The sequence below is a fragment of the Streptomyces sp. NPDC001904 genome (assembly GCF_040297005.1).
Taxonomy (GTDB): domain Bacteria; phylum Actinomycetota; class Actinomycetes; order Streptomycetales; family Streptomycetaceae; genus Streptomyces.
The window spans coordinates 40,441-64,804 of record NZ_JBEOYI010000020.1; the positions used below are offsets into that span (position 1 = coordinate 40,441).

A 24,364-nucleotide genomic window follows, 5' to 3' on the forward strand; every position below is an offset into this window, starting at 1 on the left:
CACCTCGCGCTGGGGAAACAATCCGGGCGCGTCGGCGCGCGCCCCTGTGGCAGCATGTCCGGGCTCCCTGCCCGGGGGAGCGACCGCCGGAAGGAACCCCAGGCCCGTGCCCCGCTCCGTCTCCCTGATCCGCTCCGCCGCCCTGTCCGACGTCGCCGAGTACGCGTACGCGGCGACCGCACCCGCCGCCGCGCGGCTCGTCTTCCTCGCGGGGGCGTGCCCGCTCGACGCGGACGGCGCGACCGTGGCCGTCGGCGACCACGCGGGACAGGCGGCGCAGTGCGTCGCGAACATGACGACCGCCCTCGCCGCGGCCGGGGCCACCCTGGAGGACGTCATCAGCACCCGTGTCCTGGTGGCCTCGACCCGGCAGGAGGATCTGGTCACGGCCTGGCAGGTGGTCAGGGACGCCTTCGGCGCGCACGACGTACCGAGCACCCTGATGGGTGTCACGGTGCTCGGGTACGCCGACCAGCTCGTGGAGATCGAGGCCGTCGCGGCGGTCCTCGACGACTGACACGGACGGCGGAGCGGCCCGACCGCCGTGGAGGCGCACGGCGGTCGGGCCCGGATCCGGATCGGGTCGCCTCAGCCCGAGGTGACCCTCACCGGTTCCGTCTCGGCGGAGCTGTGCCGCTGGGCCCAGCTCTCCAGCGCCGTCCGGCAGGCGTGGTCGAGATGGTGCAGACCCGACAGGTCCACCTCGACGGGCCGGTCGTGGGGGAGTGCCTCCAGACTGTCGAGGATCTTCGGCAGCCGCAGGAACGTCGCGTTGCCCGACAGGTGCGCCTGCACCGGGCCCGCGCCCTTGTCGACGACCTCCAGCTTCACCTGCGAGGCGTCCCACGCCGTCTTCACGACGGACAGCGCCACACCGACGAGGACGCCCTCGAACATGCTGACCGACACGATCGACACCGCCGTGACCGCCAGGATCAGCACCTCCCCGCGCTGCTCGCGCCACAGAGCCACCGCGGACCGTACGGGAATGAGCTTCGCCCCGGCGTGCACGAGGACACCCGCGAGCGCCGGGACCGGGATGTAGGCCAGCGCGGCCGGCAGCAGTGCCGCGAACAGCAGCAGCCACACGCCGTGCAGGACCCGGGACGCCTTGGTACGGGCACCGGCCTGCACATTCGCGGCGCTCCGCACGATCACCGCGGTCATCGGCAGCGCGCCGAGCACGCCGCACACCGTGTTGCCCGCGCCCTGCGCCAGCAACTCCTTGTCGTAGGAGGTCCGGGGACCGTCGTGCATCCGGTCCACGGCCGCCGCGCTGAACAGCGACTCGGCCGACGCGATCAGGGTGAACGCGACGATCGTCCCGGCCAGGCTCAGCCCGGCGAGCTCGGTGAAGGTGTCGAGGGACGGCGGCTGCACGGACTCCACGAGCCCGCTGACCTCGACGGTCGCCACCCGCAGGTCCAGGACGAGAACCGCGAGGACGGCGAGGCCCACCGCCGCCAGGGGCGCGGGCACGACGCGCACCTGCCGCGGCAGGTGCTTCCACAGCACCAGGACGGCGACGGTGGCGGCTCCCAGGGCCAGCGAGGCGATCGAGCGGGTGCTGCCGAGGGCGTCGACGAACGCGCCGGGCAGCCCCATCACCTTGTCGACCCCCGACTCGGGCGCCTTCGCCGCGAATATCGAGTACAGCTGGCCGGCGATGAGGACGAGCCCGATGCCGGCCAGCATCCCTTCCACCACCGAGACCGAGATGGCCCGGAAGTAGCGCCCGACCTTGAGCGCGCCCATGGCGATCTGCAGCAGGCCGGTGGCGAGCACGACGACACCGAGCCCGGGAAGGCCGAACTCCCGCACCGCCTCGTAGACGAGCACGGTCAACCCGGCCGCGGGGCCGGAGACCTGGAGGCTGCTGCCGCGCATCAGCCCGGTGACGATGCCTCCGACGATGCCGGTGACCAGACCGAGTTCGGCCGGCACACCGGAGGCCACCGCGACCCCCACGCACAGGGGGAGCGCGACGAGGAAGACGACGAGTGAGGCGGTGAAGTCCTGCTTGAAGTGAGGGTATTTGGTCATCACGGCACTCACAGAGCCTCGAACGAGTCGGTGGCGGTGCGGTGTTCGTGCACCCTTCCCGTGTGCACTTCGTAGTACCAGCCGTGCAGGCGCAGTTGCCCCGTCGAGAGCCGCTCCTCGACGCACGGGTAGGAGCGCAGGCGGAGCAGCTGGGTGAGCACGTGTCCCTGCACTGCTTCGGAGACGGTCGGGTCGGCGGGATCGGCGGCGGACGGCGCGTCCGCGGCGTGCGCGAGCCAATCGCGCACCGCGGGTACGGCGTCGAGGTCGTCGCCGCGCACCAGGGCGCCGACGGCGCCGCAGTGCGAGTGGCCGCAGACGACGATGTCCCGGACCCCGAGCACCTGCACGGCGTACTCGATGGTGGCGGTCTCGCCGCAGGGGCGGTCGGTGGCATGGGCGGGCACGATGTTGCCCGCGGTGCGGAGCTCGAAGAGCTCACCGGGGCGGGCGCCCGTGATCAGGGCCGGCACGACGCGCGAGTCGGAGCAGGTGATGAACAGAACCTGCGGCGACTGGCCGTCGGCGAGCCGGGCGAACTCCTCAGGGCGCCTTCCGAACGTGCGGGCGTTGTCGATGAGGGGCTGCATGCGTTGATTCCTCCTGGCGCGCTGTGGGGAGCGCGTCGGGCTTGCAGGACGGGTGCGACTGCTCTGTCGCGGTCTGGGGCGGGGGCCTTTCGGGGCGTGGTCGGCCCCGATCCGCTCGGGCGTGTGTGCGGGAGCGAACGGGCGCGTGACGGCGCGCCGCGACTGCGGTGGCGCGACGGCGTGCGGCGGTATGTCCACCGCGCGCCCCTTCACCTCGCAACACGTGACTCCCCACCCGTTGTTCATGGATCAAGGGAATGCCAACAGAAGGTCAACTGATGGTCAAGAAGCAGGTTAGCTGTGCAATGGCGATCGTGGGGTTAACGCGAGGTTGCGAAGCTGAGGATGCGTGGAAACCGCGGTTCGTTTGGCGTGAACAACACCGTGGGGACGCGGCAGTTCGGACGGACGTTCGCGGTGTTCGACAGCGGCCGCCGCCGGGGGCCGTGGGGCCCGCGCCGGCGGCGGCCGCCCGTGCGCGGCGCCGGGGCTCCCCTCCCGGGCGCGGCGCGCACCCCGCCCTCGACGGAGCCGGGAGGTGCGGGAGGCATCCCGGGCTGGCCCACGAGGACGGAGGGCCGGGCAGCGTGTCGGCGTAGGACGCCGCTCCGGCCGTTCTGGGCGCGGCCCTGGGACTGGGGGCCTCGACCTCCGCACGGCATATGCACGTGACCGCCGAAGCGGAGGTATGGGCAGCACTTTAGGCGCTCACGGCGATCAGGCACAGACCCTCTGTATATGCCTGAGTCAGGCAACTGGTGCGCGAGTGGTGCCTGTTGCGGGAATCGACTGCTGTGCCGGGCCGGTCGGCTCAGGTGTCGGGCCGGGAACGGACGGCCGTGATCGGGTGCCTACGAACCTGCCGGGACATGCGAAGGGGCCGCGTCGTGGTCGACGCGGCCCCTTCTTGCGGGCGACGGTCAGGCGCCGCTGGCGTCGAGCATCTCGTGGCGCTCGACGAGCTTCACGCGCTCGCGGCCCTGCGGCTCGCCGAGCGCCCGCTCGGCGGCGTCGAGCCGGTGCCAGCCCTCCCACGTGGTGTAGCGGACGCCCCGGTCACCGAGGTACGCGTCCACGGCCTCCGGCGCCGGGGACGCCGGGGTGTGCAGCCGGCCGGCGGTGAAGTCCTCCAGGAGGCTGCCCACGGTCTCGTTGGCGTCGCCCTTGGTGTGGCCGATCAGGCCGATCGGGCCACGCCGGATCCAGCCGGTGACGTACGTGGACGCCAGGTGGTCCCCGCTGTCCTCGATGACCCGGCCCGCCTCGTCGGGAACGGTGCCGGAGGCCACGTCCCAGGGCAGCTTGGGCAGTTCGTCGGAGAGGTAGCCGACCGCGCGGTACACCGCGGTGACGTCCCAGTCGGTGTGCGTGCCGGTGCCCTTGACGTTCCCCGTGCCGTCGAGCTCGGTGCGCTCCGTGCGCAGCCCGACGACCCGGCCGTCCTCGCCGAGGATCTCGCTCGGCGACTCGAAGAAGTGCAGGAACAGCTTGTGCGGCCGCTCACCGATGTCGCGGATCGCCCAGTTCTCCAGCGTCTTGGCGACCATGTCGGCCTGCTTGTTGCCGCGCCGGGTGGCGATGGACCCCTCGTCGTAGTCGATGTCCTCGGGGTTGACGATGACCTCGATGTTGGGGGAGTGGTCCAGCTCGCGCAGCTCCATGGGGCTGAACTTCGCCTGCGCGGGACCGCGCCGCCCGAACACGTGGATCTCCTTGGCCCGGCTGGCCTTGAGCCCGTCGTACACGTTCGCCGGGATCTCGGTCGGCAGCAGTTCGTCGGCGGTCTTGGCCAGGATGCGGGCGACGTCGAGCGCCACGTTGCCGACGCCGAGCACGGCGACCTTCTCGGCCTCGAGCGGCCAGGTCCTGGGCACGTCGGGGTGACCGTCGTACCAGGAGACGAAGTCCGCGGCACCGTAGGAACCGTCCAGCTCGATCCCCGGGATGCCGAGCGCCCGGTCGGCGGTCGCGCCGGTCGAGAAGATCACCGCGTCGTAGAACGACCGCAGCGTGTCGAGGTCGATGTCACGCGGGTAGTCGACGTTGCCGAACAGGCGGATCTGCGGCTTGTCGAGGACCTGGTGCAGAGCGGTGACGATGCCCTTGATCCGGGGGTGATCGGGCGCCACGCCGTAGCGGATCAGGCCGAAGGGGGCCGGCATGCGCTCGAAGAGGTCGATGGACACCCCGGGTTCGACGGCCGTCGCGGACTTCAGCAGCGCGTCAGCGGCGTAGATACCGGCCGGGCCGGCGCCGACGATGGCGACCCGCAGAGGGCGAGGCATGGTGAGGTTCCCTTCGAGTGGGGCGGGTGGTGCTCGAAGAGAATCTTAAAGTAAGGCAAGCCTTAGTTGATAGGCGGGTCCCTTCTATGACCCCATAAGTATGGGTTATGGGGTCGATCGGTCTTCCTTTGGGGTGGTCGCGGGCCGCTCCGGAAGGCCGTTCGCGGTGACGCGGACGCGACGTCGCAGGTGATCGCGCAGGGCCCGGGCGGCCTGCCCCATCAGCGCCTCCGCGCCGGGCTGGACACCGGCGGGGACCAGGGACTCGGTGAGGACCACCACGGCGAAGCGCTGCCCGTCCGTGTGCTCGACGACCCCGGCCTCGTGCCGGAGGTTGAGCAGCGTGCCGGTCTTCGAGGACCAGACGGTCGCGTCCGAACTGAAGTCCGGGGCGAGGCGGTGCCGGATCAGATTGTGGCGCATCAGCTCCCGCACCCGGGCGGCCGTGGAACCCGGCACCGCCGACGGCAGCCACATTGCCTGCAGCAGGTCGGCCCAGGCGCGGGCGGTACCGGTGTTGGCCCGGCTGGTGTCGAGCTGCGGGACCCGATGGCCCCGTCCCGCGGTGCTCGCCCCGATCGCCAGCGCGTGCGCGAGATGCGCCTGGCCGGGTCCCAGATGCTCCTGCGGCGTTTCGGTCAGCTCCTCGGTGCGGTGCCGCACGGTGATCCCGGTCAGGTCCCAGGCACGCAGCTGCGCGGTGACCGCGTCCGGCGGCGTGAGGTCGAACAGGGCGTCCGCCGCCCTGCCGTCGCTCAGGCACGTACTGAGGTAGAGGAGATCGTCGAGGGCGACGCGGGCCGGGTGCCGGAAGCGGCTCAGCCCGGTCGGACCGGCCGTGTCGATCCGCCCCGGCGCGACCTCGACCGCGTGCGCGCCGTCCAGCTCCCCGCGCCGGATCCGGTCCGCCGTGGCCAGCGAGAGCGGCAGCTTCACCAGGGAGGCGGACGGCAGCGGCACGTCCGGATCGATGCCGATCTCCTCGCCCGTCCCGAGATCGCGGACGAGGAGACTGGCGCGGAGCCCGCCGTCGGTCAGATCCTCGCGCACCCTGCGCAGGAGGGCTTCGGTGGTCATGCGCCGACTCCTTCGTTGGCCGTGTCGGTTGTGGGGGTGGTCGCGTCCCGGGAGGGATCCTCCGCGCCGTCGTCGTCGGCGCCGAGGCACCGGCCGATCCGGACGCCGAGCCGGGTGAGCGCGGGCGGAGGGGAGCCGTGCGCCGCCGTCCGCAGCACGTATCCGCGCAGTGGTGTGAACTCTCCCATCGGCCGCCAGTGCAGACCCAGCGCGCGGGCCTGGGCGGCCGAGCACAGCAGCAGGTCGGGCGCCGCGTGCACCTCGGCCGCGGCCGAGGTCAGGTCCTTCGCCATCGCCAGCTGCGCGGGCCGCAGCCCGACCGCGTCGCGCAGCCGGGCCAGCGGATCCCGTACGTGCGGGACGTCGTCCTCCGGCTGCAGCCAGACCCGGCGGGCCGGACCGCGCTCGGTACGCCCCAGCCGCAGCGTCTCGACGTGCAGGTATCCCTCGCCCGGATCCTCGGCTGCTGCCAGGCCGAGCGCCACCGGCCACACGGCCTCGGCCGCGGGCACCGCGAGCAGCGCTGCCTGGACCCGGCCCGCGAGCAGGAGCTCGGCGCGCCGGGCCGGTGGTTCGGTGCGGGGTTCCAGGGCGATCCCGAGCCCGCGGGCAGCGGCGATCAACCGGGCGAGACCGCTCGTCGTGCAGATGTCCGGCACAGCGAGCCGCCAGGGTCTGCGGTGCGCGGCCGCCGCCTCGTCCAGCAGGCCGTCCGCGTCCTCGACGAGCCGACGGGCGTGCGGCAGCATCTCGCGGCCGAAGGAGGTGAGGACGGCCCGTCGCACCGTCCGTTCGAACAGCCGCGCCCCCAGCAGCTCTTCGAGCGCGGCGACCCGGCGACTGGCGACCGGCTGGGAGACACCGGCGGCCGCCGCGCCGTCGGTGAACCCGTTGTGGTCACTGACGCTGACGAAGGCGCGACATGCTCCGAGCAGATCCACCCGGTCACTCTATGCGGATTCGGCATGGAAACCGGGGCGAATGTATTGGCCGTCGTACGGGGTGACCGACAAGGGTGTGCGACAGGGCGTCACCGATGCCCCGGCCGGGGCCCGTTGGGGGAGCCCGGCCGTCCGTACCCCCTGCGCCCGGGATCGTCCGCGGTCCGCGGCGCGGGGACCCGTCGAAGGGACTCGACCGATGCAGCACCACCGACCGAGCCGTCGCCGACCCGCCGGTGCCGGCCGTGCCGTGCTGGCCGCCTGTGCCGCTCTGGCCGTCCTCTCCACGACGGGCTGCGGACAGGAGGGCCGCGCCGGAGCCGGGGGAGCGGCCACGACCACGGCCGCCGCCGACCGGTCCGGGAACGCCTCGGCGCAGGACGCGTTCGCCCGCCTGGAGCGGACCTACCGGGCGCACCTCGGTCTCTACGCGATCGACACCGGCAGCGGCCGTGAGGTCACCTGGAACGACAAGCGGCGATTCTCCTACAACTCGACCGTCAAGTCCTTCCTGGCCGCTGCCGTCCTGAAGAAGAACGGCAGCGACGGCATGGACCGCGTACTGCACTACGACCGCGCGGACGTCATCGCCAACTCACCCATCAGTGAGAAGCACGTGGACACCGGCATGACCCTGCGCGCGCTGTGCGACGCCGCCGTCCGTTACAGCGACAACACCGCCGCCAACGTCCTCTTCAAGGACCTGGGCGGTCCCGGCCGCCTCGGCACATTCCTCACGAAGGAACTCGACGACTCGGTCACCCGCACCGACCGCGTCGAACCCTTCCTGAGCCAGTGGACCCCGGGGGAGCGGCGCGACACCTCGACACCCCGTCAGATGGCGGACGACCTGCGCGGCCTCGTCCTCGGCGACACTTTGCCCACGGCCGAGCGGCGCCAGTTGACGACCTGGCTGCGGAACAACACCACGGGGGACACGACCATCCGTGCCGGTGTGCCGAAGGGCTGGATCGTCGGGGACAAGACCGGCACCGGTTTCTACTTCGGCGCGCGCGACGACATCGCCGTCATCTGGCCGCCCGGCCGCAAGCCGCTGGTGATGGCGATCCTGACCTACCGGGAGGGCGCGAAGGACGGCACGGCCGACGACAAGCTCCTGGCCGACGCGGCGAAGGCCGCGGTCACCGCCCTCGGCACGGATCGCTGACAGCTCGGATCGCTGACACCGCGGGGCGCTGCTCCCGACGCGCCGACGAGAGGGCGTGACAATCCGACGAGTGTCAACGCGGGAAGTGCGCGTTCAGCCGTAAGGAGTGCATCCGAGAACCCCTCGGAGGTCGTACCGGTTGATCCGGTGAGAGCGCGCGGTTCACCGTCAGGGACGGCGGGTGGTGCACAGCCGGCCGCGAGCTCGGCGCCGGTCCGGCGTTCGCATCCCCTCGGGGCCGGACCGGCGCCACGCGGCGGCCCGACCGTGGTGGGCCGGGCCGCCGCGTTCGTCATGTGGGCTGCGGATCCACGGACGCATGAACCGACGGGCTTTTCGCCTCGTCCCCGTGCCGTGATCCGCCCGGGCAGGTTGGACTGAGCATGGACGACGAGCCGAACCGTTTCTCTCACCGGGACTACGCGCGCCTCACGGACGCGTACTGGCTGGACGCACCGCACTGCGCCGACGGTCTGTGCGCGTGCCCCCTCGACCACGACGAGCCGCGCGACCTTGAGGGCCTCGCACGCCTGGTCATGCTCGGCGTGGCCACCGGCACCATCGCCGTCGGCGTCGTCCGTGCGCTGAAGTGACGTGCCCTGGGCGGGGGCCGGGCTCCGGGGCACGTTCCTCGGCTGCCCTCCGCGGCCGGGCGCACGCCCAGGGGTCTCCGCCGATGAATCAGTGGCGTGCGTTCCCCGGGACCGTGATCTGGTCCTCGGACCAGGCCGCCTCGGTGGTCGCGGAGTAGTTGACCGCCGTACCCGCCTTCAGCCCTGCCTCCCGGGCCCTGGCCGACGGTTCGGCGAGCAGGGTCTCGTCGGCGAGCAGCTCACCGGTGGACGGGTCGACGACGAGCCGTTCCCGCACCCGGCCCAGCGGAGTCCGATCCGTTCCGGGGAACGTCACGCCGACTCCCTTGCGCCCCAGCGGATCGCTGACGTCGTCGCTCAACCGCACGCCCGGCAGGTCCGCCATCACCCGGTACGCGGCGGCCCGGACACCCGGCTCCACCGGCATGGTGACGAGGTCGGCCGTGACGCGCAGCAGCCACGCCGAGCGCTGGGCGCCCTGCCCCGTGACGCCGTCCTGCGTGGACAGCCGCTCCAGCAGCCGGCGCAGTTCCGCGGTCCCGGTGGGCAGCCGACGCAGTTCCTTGTAGGTGACGTTGCGCGGGCCGAGGGCGTAGATCCTGTCCCCGAGGGCGGTCCGGTCGACCGTCGGGTGCCCGGTTCCCAGGGTGTAGGCCCGCTTGGGGCCGTCGTCCGACGAGGAGACGGTGGCCTCGACCGTGCCGGGCGATCCCGCGTCCCGCCAGCGCCGCTTGTCCGCCGCCGTACGGGGCTCGACCGTGGAATCGAGGCCGGAGACCAGCAGACTCTCCGTTCCCTTGCGCACGCCCACCGACCACTGGGACGACGACACGTCGCGTACGGCGAACAGGTGCCCTGCCTTCCCGACCACGTCCACGACCTCCGACCGCGACTCGGTCCGCCAGTACGTGCCCTCGGACGGCGCCGCCGCCGCCTTCGTGGCCGCGCTGAGCAGCACGAGACGGGCGTCGGTCACGGCGGTCGCGGAGGAGCGCGGGACGGCTTCGGGCCGCCCGGCCGGGGCCGGCCGCTCGTCGACGCCGGTCACGATCACCGCGGTCGCGGCGACGGCCGTGAGTGCGGCGACCGCGCCGAGCGGCTTGAGCAACGCCGGGCGGCCGCGCGGCGCCGGTGCGGAGTCGCGGTCCGTGACCTCGGAGAGGATGCGGGCCAGGTCCTCGCGCTGGCGGGCCGAGCCGGACAGCCGGGCCGGGTCCAGTGCGTCGGGCCGGGCGGCGGCGAGGGCCCGCAGGGCGTCGGGACGCCCGGAGGTGTCGGCGCTCGTCTTCACGTCAGTGCTCCTTTGTGGTCGTCGAGGTGGGCGGCACGCGCGTCCGGTGCCGGCGGCGAGGGCACGGATGCCGTCTGCAGCGCCTTCTCCAGGCGGCGCCTGGCCCGGTGCAGCCGGACGGTGAGGGTCGCCGTGGCGCAGCCCATGACCCGTGCGGTCTGCTTCGCGGTCAGGCCGTGCCAGGCGAGCAGCGTCAGCAGTTCCCGGTCGGCGTCGGAGAGGCTCGCCAGGGCCTGCAGCGCCGCCTCCCGGTCGCTCACGTCCGCCGCGACATCACCGGTGTCGGCCCCGCCGCCCTGCCCGATCCGCCGGGCCTCCTCGGCGGCCAGCGCGTACTGGTGGCTGTCGCGGCGGCGCAGTTCGCGCACCAGATTGCGCGCCACGCCCAGCAGCCAGGGCAGTGCGGGACGCGGGATGTCCCGCACCCGCCGCCAGGCGATCGTGAAGGTCTCGCTGGTGATGTCCTCGCCCACCTGTCGGCCCACCAGACTGGTGGCATAGGCGAGGACGCGCGGGTAGCACTCCTCGTACATCTCCCGAAAGTGTTGGGCCTGTGTCACGCGCCGTCCCTTCGTGTCGGTGTCTACGCCAAGCAATGCGCGCAACGACCCACTTCTTACAGGGCACGGTGAAATTCCTCGGGAGAGCCCGCCTCTGAGCCCGAGAGGAGCACCCGGGCACCGTGTCAGGACGGGCCGGCCGGTCGATCCGTGCGAGGAGCCTGCGCCGGGAACCGGGTCCTGCGCATCAGCGCGGGATCACGGGTGAATCCGAGGTGCTCGTACAGCGGCGCCGACCCGTCGTGTGCGTAGAGCTCGAAGAGCGTGACGCCGTCGTGTTCCAGGGCGGCGAGGAGCGCGCGGAGCACCTCCGTGGCGTATCCGCGGTGGCGGAACGCCGGGGACGTCGCCACGACCTGGATCCGTGCCGCCCTGCCCGCGGGGTACTTCGGCGCGGGCAGCACGGGGTGGACCAGGGCGAGGGCGCAGGAGGCGAGGCCGCCCCCGGGCGCCTCGATGACAAAGGCGCGTGCGTCACCGTTCGGGAGCAGACGCCCGGCCAGGTCGTCGGTGCAGCGGGCGAGCCAGTCCTCGTCGAGAGGCTGTGACAGCAGGAGTGTGGACCGCAGGCGGGTGATCTCGCCCGCGTCGGCGGGAACGGCGGGCCGGACTGTGGGCAGGGGCATGTCTTTTCCGCTTCTCCTCCGTGGGAGGGCGAGGACAAGTGGACCGCGGGAGGTGCGCGGTCAGGACGGGGAAGCGGTGGTCCCGCCGTCCTCCGGCGGCCGTGCGCGGTGCGCGTACGGGGTGAAGTGGGCGTGAGGGGCGTCGATGGGCAATTCGGGGCGCCAGGCGGTGAGGATCTGCGCGCTGCAGTCGAACAGCCCGTCCGGGAGCCGCTCCAGGGGCCACCACCCCCAGTCGCCGACCTTCTCGTCCGGCTGGCTGGCGGGCTCACCCCGCCAGTGCGAGACGATCGCGCCGACCGTGACGCGTACGACGTCCTCGACACGGTCGACGAGCGTGCCCAGCAGGGTGACGTCCTCGGTCCGGGCGCGCAGCCCCGTCTCCTCGGCGAGTTCGCGTACGACCGTCTCCTCGAGGGATTCACCCGGTTCGACGGTACCGCCGGGCAGTTCGATCGTGCCGCGGTGATGGCGGCCCAGCAGCAGCCCGTGCTCCCCGAGGAGGATCGCGCCGACGCCGATCGCCGCGTGCGCCACCGGAGCACCGCGAGTGCGGGGCCGACAGGAGATCCGGACCGTGGGATCGGGGCGGCGGCGGGCCTGGAGCAGCTGCACGACGACGGGGTTGTCCGGTTCCGGAGCGCGGAGCAGTTCGGTCCGCTCCACGACGAAGCCGTAGTCGTTCAGCAGGCTCTCCCAGGCAGCGCCGGTCAGCACCCACGTCTGCACCGGCAGCGGCGCCAGGCCCTTGAGCCCGACCGTCTCCCGGCGGGGTGCCACGTCGGAGGACGGGCTCTGGCCGCGGAAGTTGGTGTGCAGGACCGAGAAGACCAGCGGGGCGCCGGGCCGCAGCCCGTCGCGCAGCGCGGGCAGCACGGCGTGCGGGTCGATGCCGGCCAGTGTGCAGATGCCGTACGCCGCGTCGTACGGCACAGCCTGCCGCAGGTGCTCGATCACGTCGCCGTGCAGGAAACGGACGCCCGGCACATCGCCGAAGCGGCCCTTCGCACGCCGGTGTTGGGTGGGTGACAGGTCGATCGCGTCGACGAGCGCGCCGTGCGCCGTGGCCAGGTGCACGGCGTAGTGGCCCGCGCCGGATCCGATGTCCAGCACACGCCGGCCGGCGAGCGGGCCGAGGACGTCGTCGCCCGGGCCGACGCCGTCCCAGAAGCCCCAGCGCAGTCGCGTCGGTGTGGGAGGCATGTAACCGCGGTCGAGCTGGAACCGGCCGTACGCGGTCCAGGCCGCCGCGTTGTCGGGGTGCGGAGTGTGCAACTCGATCCCTTCGACGAAGCGCTCACCCTCCAGTTCTGGCGAGCGGGGCATCCGGTCAAACATCGAGGCCAGAGGCCGTGACACGGGCGCCCTGACGTGCCGAAGAAAACCCTTGACACCCACCCCCCACTGAACTCATAGTTCTCGCCGCTGAGCGCAACGGCGTTGCGCTCAGCGCACCACGCGAAGCGAAGAGAGGAGCGAGGCGATGCCAGAGGCGTACGCGGACGGTACGACCGCCGAGGAAACCGCCCACCAGGCGGACCGGCCCGAAGGGGCCGACGCACTCGCCCCGGCACAGCCCGGCGTCCTTCAGGGAGCCGACCGCGCCCTGCTCGCCCTGCTGTCGTTCACCGAGCGGCGCCCCGAGTGGGGCGTCAGCGAGATGGCGCGACGGCACGGCTGGGACAAGGCGGTCGCCCAGCGCATCCTCACCACGCTCGCCTCCCGCTCGTTCCTGACCTGCGACACCACCACCCGCCGCTATCGGCTCGGCCCCGCCGTCTCCCGGCTGGCCCGCGCCGGGGAGCACAGCGGCGTGCTGCCGTCACTGGTCCGGCCGATCCTCGCGGGCCTCCTGCGCGAGACCGGCGAGAGCGTCGTGCTGAACGTGCCGCAGGGCGCCGGATACCGGTGCGCCGCCGCCGTCGACGGTACCGGCCCGGTCCGCTACACCGCGATCGTCGGCGCCGTGATGCCCGGCCACGCCGGCGCCTCCGGCCACGCCATCTTCGCCCACTACCCCGAGGCGGAGCTCCGGCGCCTGTTCGGAGCCACCCCGCTACAGCGCTTCAACGACCACACCGTCACCGGCCTCGACGCCCTCCTGGCCCGCTACGCCGACGTACGTGCCCAGGGGTACAGCGTCAGCCACGGCGAGTACGACGAGGCCGTCGCCGCCGTGGCCGCCCCGGTGTTCCAGGCGGGCACCGTCGCCGCCTCGCTCACCGTCATCGGCCCCGCGCACCGCGTCACCCGCGCCGCCGACCGCATCACCGAACTCGTCCTGGCCGGAGCCGAGGAGGCCACGGCCGCCTTCGGATCCTGACCCGGTCCGGCGGCACCGCCGCCGGACCACCCGCCCGTACGACGTGACCCGCACCGGAGTACGCGGCGTGCCGCTGCCTGCCCGAAAAGTCCCACCCCGTCCCGGGGCGGGCCCACCCAGCAAGGGGTGTCCCCGTGTCGCACCACACCTCGCCGTCGGCCACCGCGCCGCCGCCCGCCGACTCCGGCCCCGGCGTCACCTCCTCCGGCGCCGGTCACCCGAGGGTCACCGAACCCGTCGTGTTCATCGTCCTCGCCGTGCTCTCCGTCGTGGGAGCCGTCATCGGCGCGGACCTCGTCGCCAAGCTGGGCATCTCCGCCAACACCTCGGTCGTCGGCGCCCTGATCGCCATGCTCATCGGCCGCATCCCGCTCGCCGGGCTGCGCTCGATGCGCTCGGTCCACCGGCAGAACCTCGCCCAGAGCGCCATCTCCGCCGCCACCTTCGCCTCCGCCAACGCCCTGCTCACCTCGATCGCGGTCCCGTACGTCTTCGGGCGGAAGGACCTGGTGTGGCCGATGCTCGCCGGGTCCTTCGTGGGCCTGCTCATCGACACCTGGGTGCTCTACCGCTCCTTCGGCTCCCGGCTGCTGCCCGCCGACGCGGCCTGGCCCCCCGGGCAGGCCGCCGCGGAGACCATCAAGGCGGGCGACAAGGGCGGCAAGCGGGCCCTCGTGCTCGGCGCCGGCACCCTCGTCGGCCTCGGCGGCACCCTCTTCAGCCTGCCGCTGTCCGCAGCCGGCGTCGCCTTCCTCGGCAACGTCTGGGCGCTGCTGATGTTCGGCGTGGGCCTCGGCCTGCGCGAGTTCAGCCCCGACCTCTTCCACACCGACCTCGGCAGCGGGTACGTCCCGCACGGCGTGATGGTCGGCGCGGGCGTCGTCGCCCTCGGCCAGGCCGTCTTCATGCTGGTCCGCCGACGCCCGGCCCGGCAGGAGCAGTCCCACGCCGGTCCCGCCCCGGCAGAGCGGGACGAGACGACCGCGTACACGGTCGACGAGAAGGCACTGCGCCGCTCCCTCGTACGCGGCTACGCCCTCTTCGTCGCCGGCGCCGTCCTGCTCGCCGTCCTCGGCGGCCTGATCGGCGACATGAGCCCGCTGGGCCTCATCGGCTGGGTGCTGTTCGCCGCGTTCGCCGCCCTCGTGCACGAGCTGATCGTCGGCCTCGCCGCGATGCAGTCCGGCTGGTTCCCCTCCTTCGCCGTCACCCTGATCTTCCTGGTCCTGGGCCTGCTCATCGGCATCCCCTCGGTGCCCCTGGCACTCCTCGTCGGCTACGTGTCCGCCACCGGCCCCGCCTTCGCCGACATGGGCTACGACCTCAAGGCCGGGTGGCTGCTCCGCCGTGACCACCGGCCCTGGGACCCGTACGAGCGTGAGGGCCGCCGCGAGCAGTTCCGCGCCGCCCTCATCGGCTTCGCCGCCGCGCTCGCCGTCGTCGCCGTGCTCTGGCAGTCGTACTTCAAGCAGGGCCTCATCCCGCCCGTCGCCAAGGTCTACGCCGACACCGTCAAGAACGGCCTGGGCGAACCCGGCGTCCTGCGCACCCTGCTGATCTGGGCCGTCCCCGGCGCCCTGATCCAGCTGATCGGCGGCACCAAGCGGCAGATGGGCGTCATGCTCGCCACCGGTCTGCTGATCCTCACGCCGAACGCCTGCTGGATGGTCCTCGCCGCGCTCGCCGTGCGCGTCGGCTACCGCAAGTGGCGCGGCCCGCGCGCCGACGAGGAGCTGAACCTGGTCGGCGCCGGCCTCATCGCGGGCAGCTCCCTGGGCGACAGCGCCCAGATCGTCAAGGCGAGCTGACAGCGGATCCCGCCCACCCCCGAACCACCTTCTCCCACACGCACCACCCCAAGGAGACAGATTCCCATGGAGATGTTCAGCCGGCTCGAACCGCGGTCCGAGTACCTGAGCTTCGAACTCGCCCTCGCCGCCCGCAAGCTCGTCGAGCAGGTGATGCTGGTCAAGCCCGGCGAGCACGTCGTCCTCACCGGCGACACCAGCAGCGACCGCCGGGTCGTCGACGCCACCGCGCAGGCCGTCGCCGCCGCCGGGGCGCACCCCGTCGTCGTCTGGTCCGAGACGATGCCCAGCTCGTCGATGGAGCCGCCACGGCCCGTCGCCGGCGCCATCGCCGACGCCGACGTGTGGATCGAGTTCGCCGTCTCGTACGTGATGCACTCCGACGCGTTCCGCCGCGCCATGGCCAACGGCTGCCGCTACACCAACCTGACCGCCATGGACGTCCACATGCTCGTCGCGACCGTCGGCCGCCCCGACTTCGACGGCGTCATCAGGCTCGGCAAGGCGCTGGTCCACCTCCTGGAGCAGGCCGACGAGGTGCGCATCACCTCCGCGAACGGCACCGACATCACCGGCCGCAACGGCGACCGCCCCATCAACCTGCGGGGCAAGCCCGCCGAGAAGCCCGGCGAGACCGTGATGCTCTCCGGCCAGATCTCCTGGAACCCCCTGGAGGAGACCCAGGACGGCGTCCTCGTCTTCGACGGCGCCCTGTGGCCGCCGGACCAGCTCGGCCTGCTGCGCACCCCGGTCCGCTGCACGGTGGAGAAGGGCGTCGTCACCAAGATCGACGGCGAGGGCCAGGACGCGGAGATCTTCCGCCGCTGGATGGAGTCGTGGGACGACCCGAACATGTACCGCGTCGCCCACTGGTCGCTCGGCTTCAACCCGGGCGTGCCCGCGCCCACCGGCCGCATCGTCGAGGACGAGCGCGTCTTCGGCTGCGTCGAGCTGGGCATCGGCACCAAGGGAGCCTGGATCGGCGGCGAGCCGTGGGTGTCCGCCGCGCACACCGACGGCTCGATCCTCGGCCCGTCGATCCACCTCGACGGCGAGTGCATAGAGAAGGACGGCGTGTACGTGCACCCCGACCTGGTCCGCATCTGCCGTGAGCTGGGCGTCGCCGGCTACTGACCCCGCCGCGCGCCCGCCCGCAACGACCCACCCCACCGCCCAGGAGCCGGACTTGACCGACGACCAGATCACGTACCGCCACAGCGGCCTCGTCTGCACCGACCACACCCTCGACGTACCGCTCGACCACGCCCGCCCCGACGGGCCGAGCATCTCCGTCTTCGCCCGCGAAGTCGTCGCCGAGGGCATGGAGGGCCGCGACCTGCCGCGGCTGCTCTGGCTCCAGGGCGGTCCCGGCGGGCGTGCGGAACGCCCCAACGCGGCGGGCGCCTGGCTGCGCCGCGCCCTGAAGGACTTCCGCGTCGTCCTCCTCGATCAGCGCGGTACCGGCCGCTCCACTCCGGCCGACCGCACCACGCTCGCCGCCCGTCCCGACGCGGCGGCCTACCTCACCCGCTTCCGGGCCGACTCGATCGTCCGTGACGCCGAACTCCTGCGCCGCAGGCTCCAGGGCGACCGCCCCTGGACGGTCCTCGGCCAGAGCTTCGGCGGCTTCACCACACTCACCTACCTCGGCATCGCTCCGGAAGGTCTCTCCCGAGCCCTGATCACGGGCGGCCTGCCCACCCTCACCTCCCATGCCGACGACGTGTACCGCGCCGCGTACCGACGCACCGCGGCGGCCAACACCCGCTACTTCGACCGCTATCCGGCCGATCGGGCGCGGGCCGAGCGGGTCGCCGCGCACCTGGCCGACCACGACGTCCGCATGCCGTCCGGCGAGCGCCTCTCGGTCCGCCGCTTCCAGACACTGGGCATCACCTTCGGCACCGCGTCGGGCTTCGACACCCTCCACTACCTCCTGGAGTGCGCGTTCGTGCCGGGCCCGCACGGGCCCGCGCTCTCCGACCCGTTCCTGCGCGGTGTCGACGCGGTGGTCTCCCTGGCGCCGCGCCCCCTGTACGCGGTTCTGCACGAGGCGATCTACGCCCAGGGCGGCCGGGCGACGGCCTGGTCGGCGCACCGGATCCGGGACGAGTTCCCGGAGTTCGACGCGGCCGGCGCCGGTCCGCTGCACTTCACCGGCGAGATGATGTACCCCTGGATGTTCGACGAGGACCCGGCGCTCGTCCCGCTGAAGGCGACGGCCGACAGCCTCGCCCAGCACACGGACTGGCCCGCCCTCTACGACCTGGACCGCCTGTCGGCCAACGAGGTCCCGACGGCCGCGGCGGTGTACCGCCAGGACATGTTCGTCGACCACGACCAGTCCCTGACGACGGCGTCCCTGATCCGCAACCTGCGTCCCTGGGTCTCGGAGACCCACCTCCACGACGGAGTGAAGGCCGACGCGGGCGTCCTCGACCGTCTGCTGACGTCGGACTGAGGGCTGTCCCGGTGGCCGCTGCTGATCGACCACGCCTGTGCCGGACCGGATCTGTCCCGGAGGCTGGTCGACAGGGCCCGTCGCACCCGTGGGACCCGACGAGTGACGCCCGGCTCGCCCGCCCCTCCCGGAGCCCCAAATCCGGTGCGTAGAGAGCGAACTCGGGGGCATCTGGGTGTCCATGGAACGCGAGCCGCGGCTACGACGGCACACATGGGGTTGGAAGTTGGCGCGCGCCTTTGTCATGGCGCTGGGATTCGTCTGCATGGTGGCCTTCGCCGTGGCGTTGGCCAGGGCGACGCTGGTGCCGTCGCCGGCGTCCGTGTCGCTGACCCACACCAATCTGCACCCGGGAAACTCCATCCGGCTGTACTTCGATCAGCCCGACTGGCGGGACACCGTGAAACAGGTGGGCGGAAACATCGTGCTGGGAGTGCCGTTCGGCTTCCTGCTGCCGGTGCTCTTCCCGCGCACCAGGGGCCTGATCCGCGTCGTGCTGATGACGGCACTCGTGATGCTCACCGTCGAGACCGCGCAGGGGCTGCTGGTCACCGGCAGGGCCTTCGACATCGACGACGTGATCCTTAACTCGGCGGGCGCTTTCCTCGGATACCTCGTCCTGGGCCGCAGGCTCGGCCGGGCGCTGCACCCCCGCCGCGTGCGCTGGTGGCACGCGCGTCCCGCGCCCGCGACGACCGCGACAGCGGCGACGGTCGAGGAGCGGCGCACAGGATGGTGGCGCACCCGGTCCACGGCCGCCACGGCGTCCGACACCGAGAAGCGCCCCGCGTCCGGCACGGACGAGGCCGGCGCGTCCAAGCGTGCCCGCTGGGCGCTGCCCGCGTCACTGCGGGCCAAGCGCCCCTGACGAAACGAAGTCCCTGAGAAGAATCGCGAGTTGCTTCGGCTGATCCAAGGGGATGAGCGTGTAGCTGTCCTGGACGACGCGCAGGGCCGCCTGGGGGAGGAGCCGGGCCAGGCGGCCGCCGTGCTCGGGCGGCATCACCCGGTCCTCGGCCGCCCAGACCACGAGAGCGGGTCGCGGGAACCGAGGCAGCCGTTCGGCCGCGCGTTGCAGGACGGCGGTGTCCGCCGCGGCGGCGCGCAGCATGCGTACCGTGTCCTCGGCGATCCCCGGCCGACTGGTGACCGGCTCGATCCAGGCGGCGGTGATCGCGTCGCCCCGCCGGGTCAGCCAACCGAACGCGAGCGGAAGCCGCCGCATCGGGCGCAGTCTCATCTGCCGCATGAACAGGCCGAACAGGCGAGGGGGCAGCTTTCCGGCGAGGACGAGGGTCTTCCCGGTGAGCCCCGGGGGAAAATTGTCGAACGCGTCGCAGGAGACGAGAACCGCCCGCCCGACGCGAACGGCGTCGTCGGCCATGAGCAGTTGGACGAGCGCCCCGCCGGTGTCGTTGCCGACCAAGGTGACGTCCTGAAGGTCGAGCCGGTCGAGGAGTTCGGCGACGAGGTGCGCGACTCCCGGCAGCGACAGATCCGCGTCCGGGCGCATCGGGTGCTCGTGGGCGCCGAGGGGCAGCGTGGGCACGATGCAGCGGTGATCGGCCGCCAGGTCGGCCTGCACCGCGTCCCAGAGCGAGGCGTCCATCAGGAATCCGTGCAGGAGTACCAGCACGGGGCCGTGGCCGCCGGTGTCGCGATAGGTGATGGTTCCGGTGGACAGCTCGATCTCCGGCATGAGGTCTCCTCGGGACGGCCGGTGGAGAGGACGGTGCGGAACTATGCCGTGAAGGCGGAGGCGTTCTCCGAGGCCCATGCGGCGAAGCTGCGCGCGGGGCGCTCCAGGATCCTCGCCACGGTGTCCGTGGTGGGGCCCGCCTGGACCGCGTAGTCGGCCAGCGAGCCGAGGAGCCGGTCCGGAACGTCCTCGGGCAGCCCCTGAGCGAGCATGGCGTGCCGCACCCGCTCGGGCGCGACCTCCTCGAACTCCAGCTTCCGGCCCACGGCCTCGGCGATGAGCCGCACCTTGTCCTGCTGGTCGAGGGAGTCCGGGCCGGTGAGGACGTAGGCGCGACCGGAGTGTCCGCCCTCCGTCAGGGCCCGCGCCGCCGTCTCGGCGACGTCGCGCTCGTGGACCGGCGAGGTGGCGGCTCGCGGATGGGCGCCGCGCACCACACCTGTCGTCCGGATCTGCGGCGCCCAGGCCAGGGTGTTCGCGGCGAAGTCGGCGCACCGCAGGAACGTCCACTCCAGGCCCGAGCGGCGGACGGCATCCTCGACGGCCCGGAACTCCGCCCTGAAGCGCTCATGCCCGGCCGGGTGCTCCACCGTGGCCGACGAGAGCACCACGACACGTCGCGCTCCGCGCGCCGCACCCAGAGCGAGCAACTCGTCGGTGGCGGAGCCGACGGCGCGTGGACTGAGGAGGATCCCCTCGGCCTGCTGCGGCCAGCCGGCCAGCGTGCCCGGCCTGGACGGGTCTCCCAGAACCGGCCGTGCGGCGTCGGGCAGCCGCGCCAGCCGATCACGGGTCACTGCGGCGACCTCTGCGCCGCTCTGGAGCAGCAGGTCCATGGCCTGCCGCCCGATGGTTCCGGTTGCTCCGACCAGTACGAACATGCTCATGCCCCCATCGAGCCGTACTTGGGATGCCGTAATGTACGAGAACCGTAGCATAGTAATTCGGGAGGCGTACATTATGGGATCCGTAGAAAATGCTGGTGGGGCGCGGCGCCGCAGGCAGGTGACGGTCGAAGTGGGCCAGGGGCTGCGCGAGTTGAGCGCCGAACTGGTGCTGCTCAGGCGCAAGGTGGGTACGCGATTGGGCCTCAAGGGCATGGACATGGACTGCCTCGACCTGATCAACGCGCACGGCCCGCTCAGCCCTACGGCCCTGGCTCAGCGCGCCGGGCTCCATGCCGCGACCACCACCGGAATCCTCGACCGGCTCGAACGCGGCGGCTGGATCGCGCGCGAGCGCGACCCGTCGGACCGGCGCTCCACCTCGATCCACGCCCTGCGTGAACGCAACGCCGAACTGCTCGGCCACTTCGCCGAGATGAACTCCTCCGTGGAGCGGATCTGCGCCGACTACGACGGCGCCGAACTCGAGCTGCTCGCCGACTTCCTGCGCCGCACCGCCGAGGCGGGACGCAGCGCGGCCGAGAACCTGACGGACGCCGACACGGCTTGACGGCTAGGCGCGGAACATGGGGGCATGAGGGGGAGATGGACCCCGAGATCACCCGGCGCGAGGCGCTGCAATTGAGCCGCGACCTCAGCGCCCTTCCCGAGCGGCCAGGGCCGATGCCGTATGCGTTGAACGTCGTCTTCGAACTGCGTTCCGCGGAGTCGGCGGCGGCTTTCGACGCGCTCGTCGCCGCGGCGCTCGAAGGCATCGCCGACGAACCGGACACGCTCGTGTACACCGTCCACACGCCCGAGGGGCAGCCCCTGGTGCGCGTCTTCTACGAGCTGTACACCGATGAACGGGCCTTCCTCTTCCACGAGGACCAGCCGCACGTGCGGCGCATGGTGGGCGAACGCGCGCGGCACTTGGCGGGCGCCCCGCAGGTCTTGTTCATGCACCAGCACATGGGGAAGCTGCCGAAAGCGCCCATGTGAGAGGCGAGGTGCCCGAGTCGCCCGGGACGGGGCCCTATTGACGCGCGTAGTGGTGCCGGGCAGGGTCGAGGCCCCTTGATTCTCCGTGGCATTCACCTCGGGAGGCACCGTGTTAAGACGCCATCTTCGTACGCTCCTCACGCTTGTCATGCTCGCGTCGCTTTCGATGCTCGGTGCGGCGGCCACAACGGGCACCGCGCACGCCGACGACTGCTACTCGTGGAACCGGACCCTCAGTCAGGGCGCCAGCGGTGAGGACGTGCGGCAGTTGCAGATCCGGGTCGCCGGGTACCCCGGATACGGCGCCGTCCTCGCCATCGACGGGGAGTTCGGCCCGGGCACCAAGGCCGCCGTCACCCGCTTCCAGCAGGCCTACGGCCTGTCGGCGGACGGTATCGCCGGAGCGCAGACCTTCAGCAAGCTCTACGCCCTCCAGGACGGCGACTGCACCCCGGCGCACTTCACCTACGCCGAGATGAACCGCTGCAACGCGGACTGGTCCGGCGGCGCGGTCTCGGCGGCCGCCGCGAAGGCGAACGCGCTGCAACAGATGTGGAAGCTGGAGGCCCTGCGGCACGCCCTGGGCGACCGCGCACTGACCACCAGCAGCGGCTTCCGCTCCCATGCCTGCAACAACGCGGTCGGCGGCGCGGCCAACAGCAACCACCTCTACGGCCGCGGCATCGACCTCGTCGGGTCACCCTCGTACTGCGAGATCGTCAAGCAGGCCCGCAACCACGGCTTCAACGAGATCCTCGGCCCGGGCTACCCCGGTCACAGCACGCACGCCCACCTCGGCAGCCAGGGCTCGCGGTACTGGTCCGCGTCCTCCTGCGGCATCTGACGGCACGACTGCCGGCGTCGCCGTGCGGCCGGCGCCGTCGCGGACGAGCCGCCCCTGTCACGGCCCGGGAATCCGGACGTGACGGGGGCGGCTCGGAGAGTGCCGCTCGGCCTAGCGGATGGTGACCTGGACGGTGTTGGAGACGGCCCCGCCGCCGACGATCCGGATCTTGTTGAGGCCCTTGATGCCGAGCTTCACGCGCAGGTTGTAGGCGTGGCTGCGGGTGGTGTTCATGTGGATCGGGAGACTGACCCACCTCTTCTTCTGCAACTGCTGCAGGGTGACGCGGGTGCCCGACGCGAGGCGCGTGGAGGAACCGTACACACGGAACTCCTGCCATGCCTTGGCGGACTTCACGGTCGCCTTGGCCGACAGCGTCGGCTTCGGCGCCTGCTGCGGTGCCGAAGCCACGACGGCCCGAGGGGCGGAGGCGTTGGCGACGGCCGGCGCGGCGGCCAGCGGCGCGGCGCAGATCAGGAGACCGGTACCCACGGACGCGATGCGTCGGGAGACAGGATGCACGGAGAGCCTTTCGACAGTGGACCGAACCGGAGGATCAGACCAGCGCAATATATGACAAAGCGCCTCTCACGCTGAGTGGACATGCGGAACAGAGGCGTGTCGACTTCGCCGCGCACGGTCTCGCGCCCATCGCTCCGTCGTGCCGACGGCCGGGCGCTGTATACCTGGGGCATGTCGAATGTCCGGCTGGCCTCGCCCCAGGGCAAATGGATCCTGCTCACCACGGTGCTCGGTTCCAGCATGGCCATGCTGGACTCCACCGTCGTCAACGTGGCGCTGCCCCGCATCGGCGAGGACCTGGGAGCCGAACTCGCGGGCCTGCAGTGGACGGTCAACGCGTACATGCTGACCCTGGCCGGGCTGATCCTGCTCGGCGGATCCCTCGGCGACTCCTACGGCCGGCGGCGCGTCTTCGTGATCGGGGTGGTGTGGTTCGCGTCGGCATCGCTGATGTGCGGGCTCGCGCCGAACGCCGAGGTGCTGATCGCCGCGCGCGCCCTGCAAGGGGTCGGCGGAGCGCTGCTGGGGCCGGGCTCGCTCGCGCTGATCCAGGCGTCGTTCCACCCGGACGACCGCAGCCGAGCGGTCGGCGTGTGGTCGGGGTTCGGCGGCATCGGCTCCGCCATCGGCCCGTTCCTGGGCGGCTATCTGGTCGGCGGTCCGGGCTGGCGCTGGGTCTTCTTCCTGAATATCCCGCTGGCCCTGCTGTGCGTCCCGGTCGCCCTGCGCCACGTGCCCGAGTCGTCCGACGGGCGGCGCCACGAACGCTTCGACGTGCTCGGAGCGGTCCTCGGAGCCGTCGCCCTCGCCCTGATCACCTACGCGCTCATCGAGGCCCGCGGCGGATCCTGGGTGGTGGTGCTCTGCGCGGTGGCCGGGGTGCTGGCGGGCATCGCCTTCGTCGCCGTGGAGCACCGGCGCGCCGATCCGATGCTGCCGCCGGACATCTTCGCCTCACGACAGTTCACGGCGGTGAACCTGGTGACGCTGTGCGTGTACGCCGCGTTCGGCGGCTTCTTCTTCCTCGCCGCGCTGCAGTTGCAGGTGGTGGCGGGCTTCTCGCCGCTGGCGGCCGGGAGCGCGCTGCTGCCGACGACGGCGCTCATGCTGCTGTTCTCGGCGCGTTCCGGCGCGCTGGCCGACCGGATCGGCCCGCGCGTCCCGCTGACCGTGGGGCCGTTGCTGTGCGCGGCGGCGATGCTGCTGATGCTCCGGGTGGGACAGGACGCGGACTACCTCACGGACGTGCTGCCCGCCGTACTGGTCATGGGCGCGGGCATGGTCGTCCTGGTCGCGCCGCTGACGTCCACGGTGCTCGGATCCGTCGACGCCTCCCGGGCGGGGCTGGCCAGCGGTATCAACAACGCGGCGGCACGCGTGGCCGGCCTGGTCGCCGTGGCCGCGCTGCCGCTGCTGACCGGGATGAGCGCGGATGCGTACCGTTCGGCGGACGCCTTCGGTTCGGCGTTCCGGCGGGCGATGCCGATCTGCGCGGTGGTGCTGGTCGTCGGTTCGGCACTGGCCTTCACGCTCGTACGCCGCCCCGCACCTGGCTGCGCGCGTCCCGAGTGCCGCACCCACGGGGGCGTCACGGCGCCGCCGCTGGAAGGGGATCGGGTGCCCAAGCGCCTCGCGTGAGCGAACTGC

At 72.2% G+C, this 24,364-nt stretch carries 24 protein-coding genes; 12 read left to right on the forward strand and 12 right to left on the reverse strand.

Annotated elements, in window-relative coordinates; genetic code table 11:
- Window positions 1-106: 106 nt before the first annotated feature.
- Complete coding sequence (locus ABT127_RS27585; protein ID WP_351455407.1) at window positions 107-517, forward strand: RidA family protein; 411 nt, start codon at window positions 107-109, stop codon at window positions 515-517.
- 71 nt (window positions 518-588) lie between these two features.
- On the opposite strand, the gene ABT127_RS27590 is transcribed toward ABT127_RS27585, so the two are convergent.
- The 5 genes from ABT127_RS27590 to ABT127_RS27610 form a co-directional block, all read right to left on the reverse strand.
- Window positions 589-2,043 (reverse strand): SulP family inorganic anion transporter, encoded by a 1,455-nt coding sequence (locus ABT127_RS27590; protein WP_351455410.1) that lies wholly within the window; start codon window positions 2,041-2,043, stop codon window positions 589-591.
- 8 nt (window positions 2,044-2,051) lie between these two features.
- Window positions 2,052-2,633 (reverse strand): carbonic anhydrase, encoded by a 582-nt coding sequence (locus ABT127_RS27595; RefSeq protein ID WP_351455413.1) that lies wholly within the window; start codon window positions 2,631-2,633, stop codon window positions 2,052-2,054.
- 920 nt (window positions 2,634-3,553) lie between these two features.
- Entirely contained in the window at window positions 3,554-4,918 is a 1,365-nt protein-coding gene (locus tag ABT127_RS27600) for an FAD-dependent oxidoreductase (RefSeq protein ID WP_351455416.1), read from the reverse strand.
- A gap of 105 nt (window positions 4,919-5,023) precedes the next feature.
- Complete coding sequence (locus tag ABT127_RS27605) at window positions 5,024-5,995, reverse strand: serine hydrolase (RefSeq protein WP_351455419.1); 972 nt, start codon at window positions 5,993-5,995, stop codon at window positions 5,024-5,026.
- Window positions 5,992-6,936 carry a LysR family transcriptional regulator gene (locus ABT127_RS27610; protein WP_351455425.1) on the reverse strand — a complete coding sequence of 315 codons (945 nt, stop codon included), beginning with the start codon at window positions 6,934-6,936 and terminating at the stop codon, window positions 5,992-5,994. Before ABT127_RS27610 ends, ABT127_RS27605 begins: the two co-directional genes overlap by 4 nt.
- Before the next feature lie 199 nt (window positions 6,937-7,135).
- Between ABT127_RS27610 and bla the strand changes: the two genes are divergently transcribed.
- Both bla and ABT127_RS27620 read left to right on the forward strand, forming a co-directional pair.
- The gene (gene bla, locus ABT127_RS27615) at window positions 7,136-8,104 is read left to right on the forward strand and encodes a class A beta-lactamase (protein WP_351455428.1); all 969 of its coding nucleotides are present in this window, start codon (window positions 7,136-7,138) and stop codon (window positions 8,102-8,104) included.
- Window positions 8,105-8,487: 383 nt separating this feature from the next.
- Complete coding sequence (locus ABT127_RS27620) at window positions 8,488-8,697, forward strand: hypothetical protein (RefSeq protein ID WP_351455431.1); 210 nt, start codon at window positions 8,488-8,490, stop codon at window positions 8,695-8,697.
- An 88-nt stretch (window positions 8,698-8,785) separates the two neighbouring features.
- Here the strand turns inward: ABT127_RS27620 and ABT127_RS27625 are convergent, their stop codons facing one another.
- The 4 genes from ABT127_RS27625 to ABT127_RS27640 all read right to left on the reverse strand — a co-directional run bounded on the left by ABT127_RS27625 (window position 8,786) and on the right by ABT127_RS27640 (window position 12,500).
- Complete coding sequence (locus ABT127_RS27625; RefSeq protein WP_351455434.1) at window positions 8,786-9,988, reverse strand: CU044_5270 family protein; 1,203 nt, start codon at window positions 9,986-9,988, stop codon at window positions 8,786-8,788.
- The gene (locus ABT127_RS27630; protein WP_351455437.1) at window positions 9,985-10,548 is read right to left on the reverse strand and encodes an RNA polymerase sigma factor; all 564 of its coding nucleotides are present in this window, start codon (window positions 10,546-10,548) and stop codon (window positions 9,985-9,987) included. Before ABT127_RS27630 ends, ABT127_RS27625 begins: the two co-directional genes overlap by 4 nt.
- 125 nt (window positions 10,549-10,673) lie before the next feature.
- Window positions 10,674-11,174 (reverse strand): GNAT family N-acetyltransferase, encoded by a 501-nt coding sequence (locus ABT127_RS27635; protein ID WP_351455440.1) that lies wholly within the window; start codon window positions 11,172-11,174, stop codon window positions 10,674-10,676.
- A 60-nt stretch (window positions 11,175-11,234) separates the two neighbouring features.
- The gene (locus tag ABT127_RS27640) at window positions 11,235-12,500 is read right to left on the reverse strand and encodes a bifunctional class I SAM-dependent methyltransferase/NUDIX hydrolase (protein ID WP_502971796.1); all 1,266 of its coding nucleotides are present in this window, start codon (window positions 12,498-12,500) and stop codon (window positions 11,235-11,237) included.
- A gap of 157 nt (window positions 12,501-12,657) precedes the next feature.
- On the opposite strand from ABT127_RS27640, the gene ABT127_RS27645 reads away from it, so the two are divergent.
- From ABT127_RS27645 to ABT127_RS27665, 5 genes are all read left to right on the forward strand, one after another.
- Window positions 12,658-13,497: an IclR family transcriptional regulator gene (locus ABT127_RS27645; RefSeq protein WP_351455443.1), complete on the forward strand. Its 840-nt coding sequence runs from the start codon at window positions 12,658-12,660 to the stop codon at window positions 13,495-13,497.
- A 134-nt stretch (window positions 13,498-13,631) separates the two neighbouring features.
- Window positions 13,632-15,305, forward strand: a complete 1,674-nt coding sequence (locus tag ABT127_RS27650) for an OPT/YSL family transporter (RefSeq protein WP_351455446.1) — start codon at window positions 13,632-13,634, stop codon at window positions 15,303-15,305.
- 66 nt (window positions 15,306-15,371) lie between these two features.
- Window positions 15,372-16,439 carry a 2,5-dihydroxypyridine 5,6-dioxygenase NicX family protein gene (locus ABT127_RS27655; protein ID WP_351455448.1) on the forward strand — a complete coding sequence of 356 codons (1,068 nt, stop codon included), beginning with the start codon at window positions 15,372-15,374 and terminating at the stop codon, window positions 16,437-16,439.
- 52 nt (window positions 16,440-16,491) lie between these two features.
- Window positions 16,492-17,766, forward strand: a complete 1,275-nt coding sequence (locus ABT127_RS27660) for an alpha/beta fold hydrolase (RefSeq protein ID WP_351455450.1) — start codon at window positions 16,492-16,494, stop codon at window positions 17,764-17,766.
- Between the two features lie 226 nt (window positions 17,767-17,992).
- Window positions 17,993-18,634, forward strand: coding sequence for a VanZ family protein (locus ABT127_RS27665; RefSeq protein WP_502971797.1), 642 nt, complete (start codon window positions 17,993-17,995; stop codon window positions 18,632-18,634).
- Here ABT127_RS27665 and ABT127_RS27670 read toward each other — a convergent pair.
- Both ABT127_RS27670 and ABT127_RS27675 read right to left on the reverse strand, forming a co-directional pair.
- A complete protein-coding gene (locus tag ABT127_RS27670) occupies window positions 18,611-19,465 on the reverse strand; it encodes an alpha/beta fold hydrolase (RefSeq protein ID WP_351455456.1) in 855 nt (284 codons plus the stop codon). The genes ABT127_RS27665 and ABT127_RS27670 overlap by 24 nt on opposite strands.
- Before the next feature lie 41 nt (window positions 19,466-19,506).
- A complete protein-coding gene (locus ABT127_RS27675; protein ID WP_351455459.1) occupies window positions 19,507-20,352 on the reverse strand; it encodes an NAD(P)H-binding protein in 846 nt (281 codons plus the stop codon).
- Window positions 20,353-20,470: 118 nt separating this feature from the next.
- On the opposite strand from ABT127_RS27675, the gene ABT127_RS27680 reads away from it, so the two are divergent.
- From ABT127_RS27680 to ABT127_RS27690, 3 genes are all read left to right on the forward strand, one after another.
- Complete coding sequence (locus ABT127_RS27680; RefSeq protein WP_351455462.1) at window positions 20,471-20,920, forward strand: MarR family winged helix-turn-helix transcriptional regulator; 450 nt, start codon at window positions 20,471-20,473, stop codon at window positions 20,918-20,920.
- 35 nt (window positions 20,921-20,955) lie between these two features.
- On the forward strand, window positions 20,956-21,351 hold the full coding sequence (locus ABT127_RS27685; protein WP_351455465.1) for a putative quinol monooxygenase: 396 nt from the start codon (window positions 20,956-20,958) through the stop codon (window positions 21,349-21,351).
- A 109-nt stretch (window positions 21,352-21,460) separates the two neighbouring features.
- The gene (locus ABT127_RS27690; protein WP_351455468.1) at window positions 21,461-22,195 is read left to right on the forward strand and encodes a D-Ala-D-Ala carboxypeptidase family metallohydrolase; all 735 of its coding nucleotides are present in this window, start codon (window positions 21,461-21,463) and stop codon (window positions 22,193-22,195) included.
- A 111-nt stretch (window positions 22,196-22,306) separates the two neighbouring features.
- Here ABT127_RS27690 and ABT127_RS27695 read toward each other — a convergent pair whose 3' ends face one another.
- Window positions 22,307-22,687, reverse strand: coding sequence for a hypothetical protein (locus ABT127_RS27695; RefSeq protein WP_351455471.1), 381 nt, complete (start codon window positions 22,685-22,687; stop codon window positions 22,307-22,309).
- 201 nt (window positions 22,688-22,888) lie between these two features.
- On the opposite strand from ABT127_RS27695, the gene ABT127_RS27700 reads away from it, so the two are divergent.
- Complete coding sequence (locus ABT127_RS27700) at window positions 22,889-24,355, forward strand: MFS transporter (RefSeq protein ID WP_351455474.1); 1,467 nt, start codon at window positions 22,889-22,891, stop codon at window positions 24,353-24,355.
- Window positions 24,356-24,364: the final 9 nt, after the last annotated feature.

Excerpts from the sequence above, each read along its gene's own strand:
- ABT127_RS27590 (WP_351455410.1), bottom strand. The coding sequence starts at position 2,043 with ATGACCAAATACCCTCACTTCAAGCAGGACTTCACCGCCTCACTCGTC.
- ABT127_RS27595 (WP_351455413.1), bottom strand. The coding sequence starts at position 2,633 with ATGCAGCCCCTCATCGACAACGCCCGCACGTTCGGAAGGCGCCCTGAG.
- ABT127_RS27600 (WP_351455416.1), bottom strand. The coding sequence starts at position 4,918 with ATGCCTCGCCCTCTGCGGGTCGCCATCGTCGGCGCCGGCCCGGCCGGT.
- ABT127_RS27605 (WP_351455419.1), bottom strand. The coding sequence starts at position 5,995 with ATGACCACCGAAGCCCTCCTGCGCAGGGTGCGCGAGGATCTGACCGAC.
- bla (WP_351455428.1), top strand. The coding sequence starts at position 7,136 with ATGCAGCACCACCGACCGAGCCGTCGCCGACCCGCCGGTGCCGGCCGT.
- ABT127_RS27620 (WP_351455431.1), top strand. The coding sequence starts at position 8,488 with ATGGACGACGAGCCGAACCGTTTCTCTCACCGGGACTACGCGCGCCTC.
- ABT127_RS27635 (WP_351455440.1), bottom strand. The coding sequence starts at position 11,174 with ATGCCCCTGCCCACAGTCCGGCCCGCCGTTCCCGCCGACGCGGGCGAG.
- ABT127_RS27640 (WP_502971796.1), bottom strand. The coding sequence starts at position 12,500 with ATGCCCCGCTCGCCAGAACTGGAGGGTGAGCGCTTCGTCGAAGGGATC.
- ABT127_RS27645 (WP_351455443.1), top strand. The coding sequence starts at position 12,658 with ATGCCAGAGGCGTACGCGGACGGTACGACCGCCGAGGAAACCGCCCAC.
- ABT127_RS27655 (WP_351455448.1), top strand. The coding sequence starts at position 15,372 with ATGGAGATGTTCAGCCGGCTCGAACCGCGGTCCGAGTACCTGAGCTTC.
- ABT127_RS27670 (WP_351455456.1), bottom strand. The coding sequence starts at position 19,465 with ATGCCGGAGATCGAGCTGTCCACCGGAACCATCACCTATCGCGACACC.
- ABT127_RS27675 (WP_351455459.1), bottom strand. The coding sequence starts at position 20,352 with ATGAGCATGTTCGTACTGGTCGGAGCAACCGGAACCATCGGGCGGCAG.
- ABT127_RS27685 (WP_351455465.1), top strand. The coding sequence starts at position 20,956 with ATGGACCCCGAGATCACCCGGCGCGAGGCGCTGCAATTGAGCCGCGAC.
- ABT127_RS27700 (WP_351455474.1), top strand. The coding sequence starts at position 22,889 with ATGTCGAATGTCCGGCTGGCCTCGCCCCAGGGCAAATGGATCCTGCTC.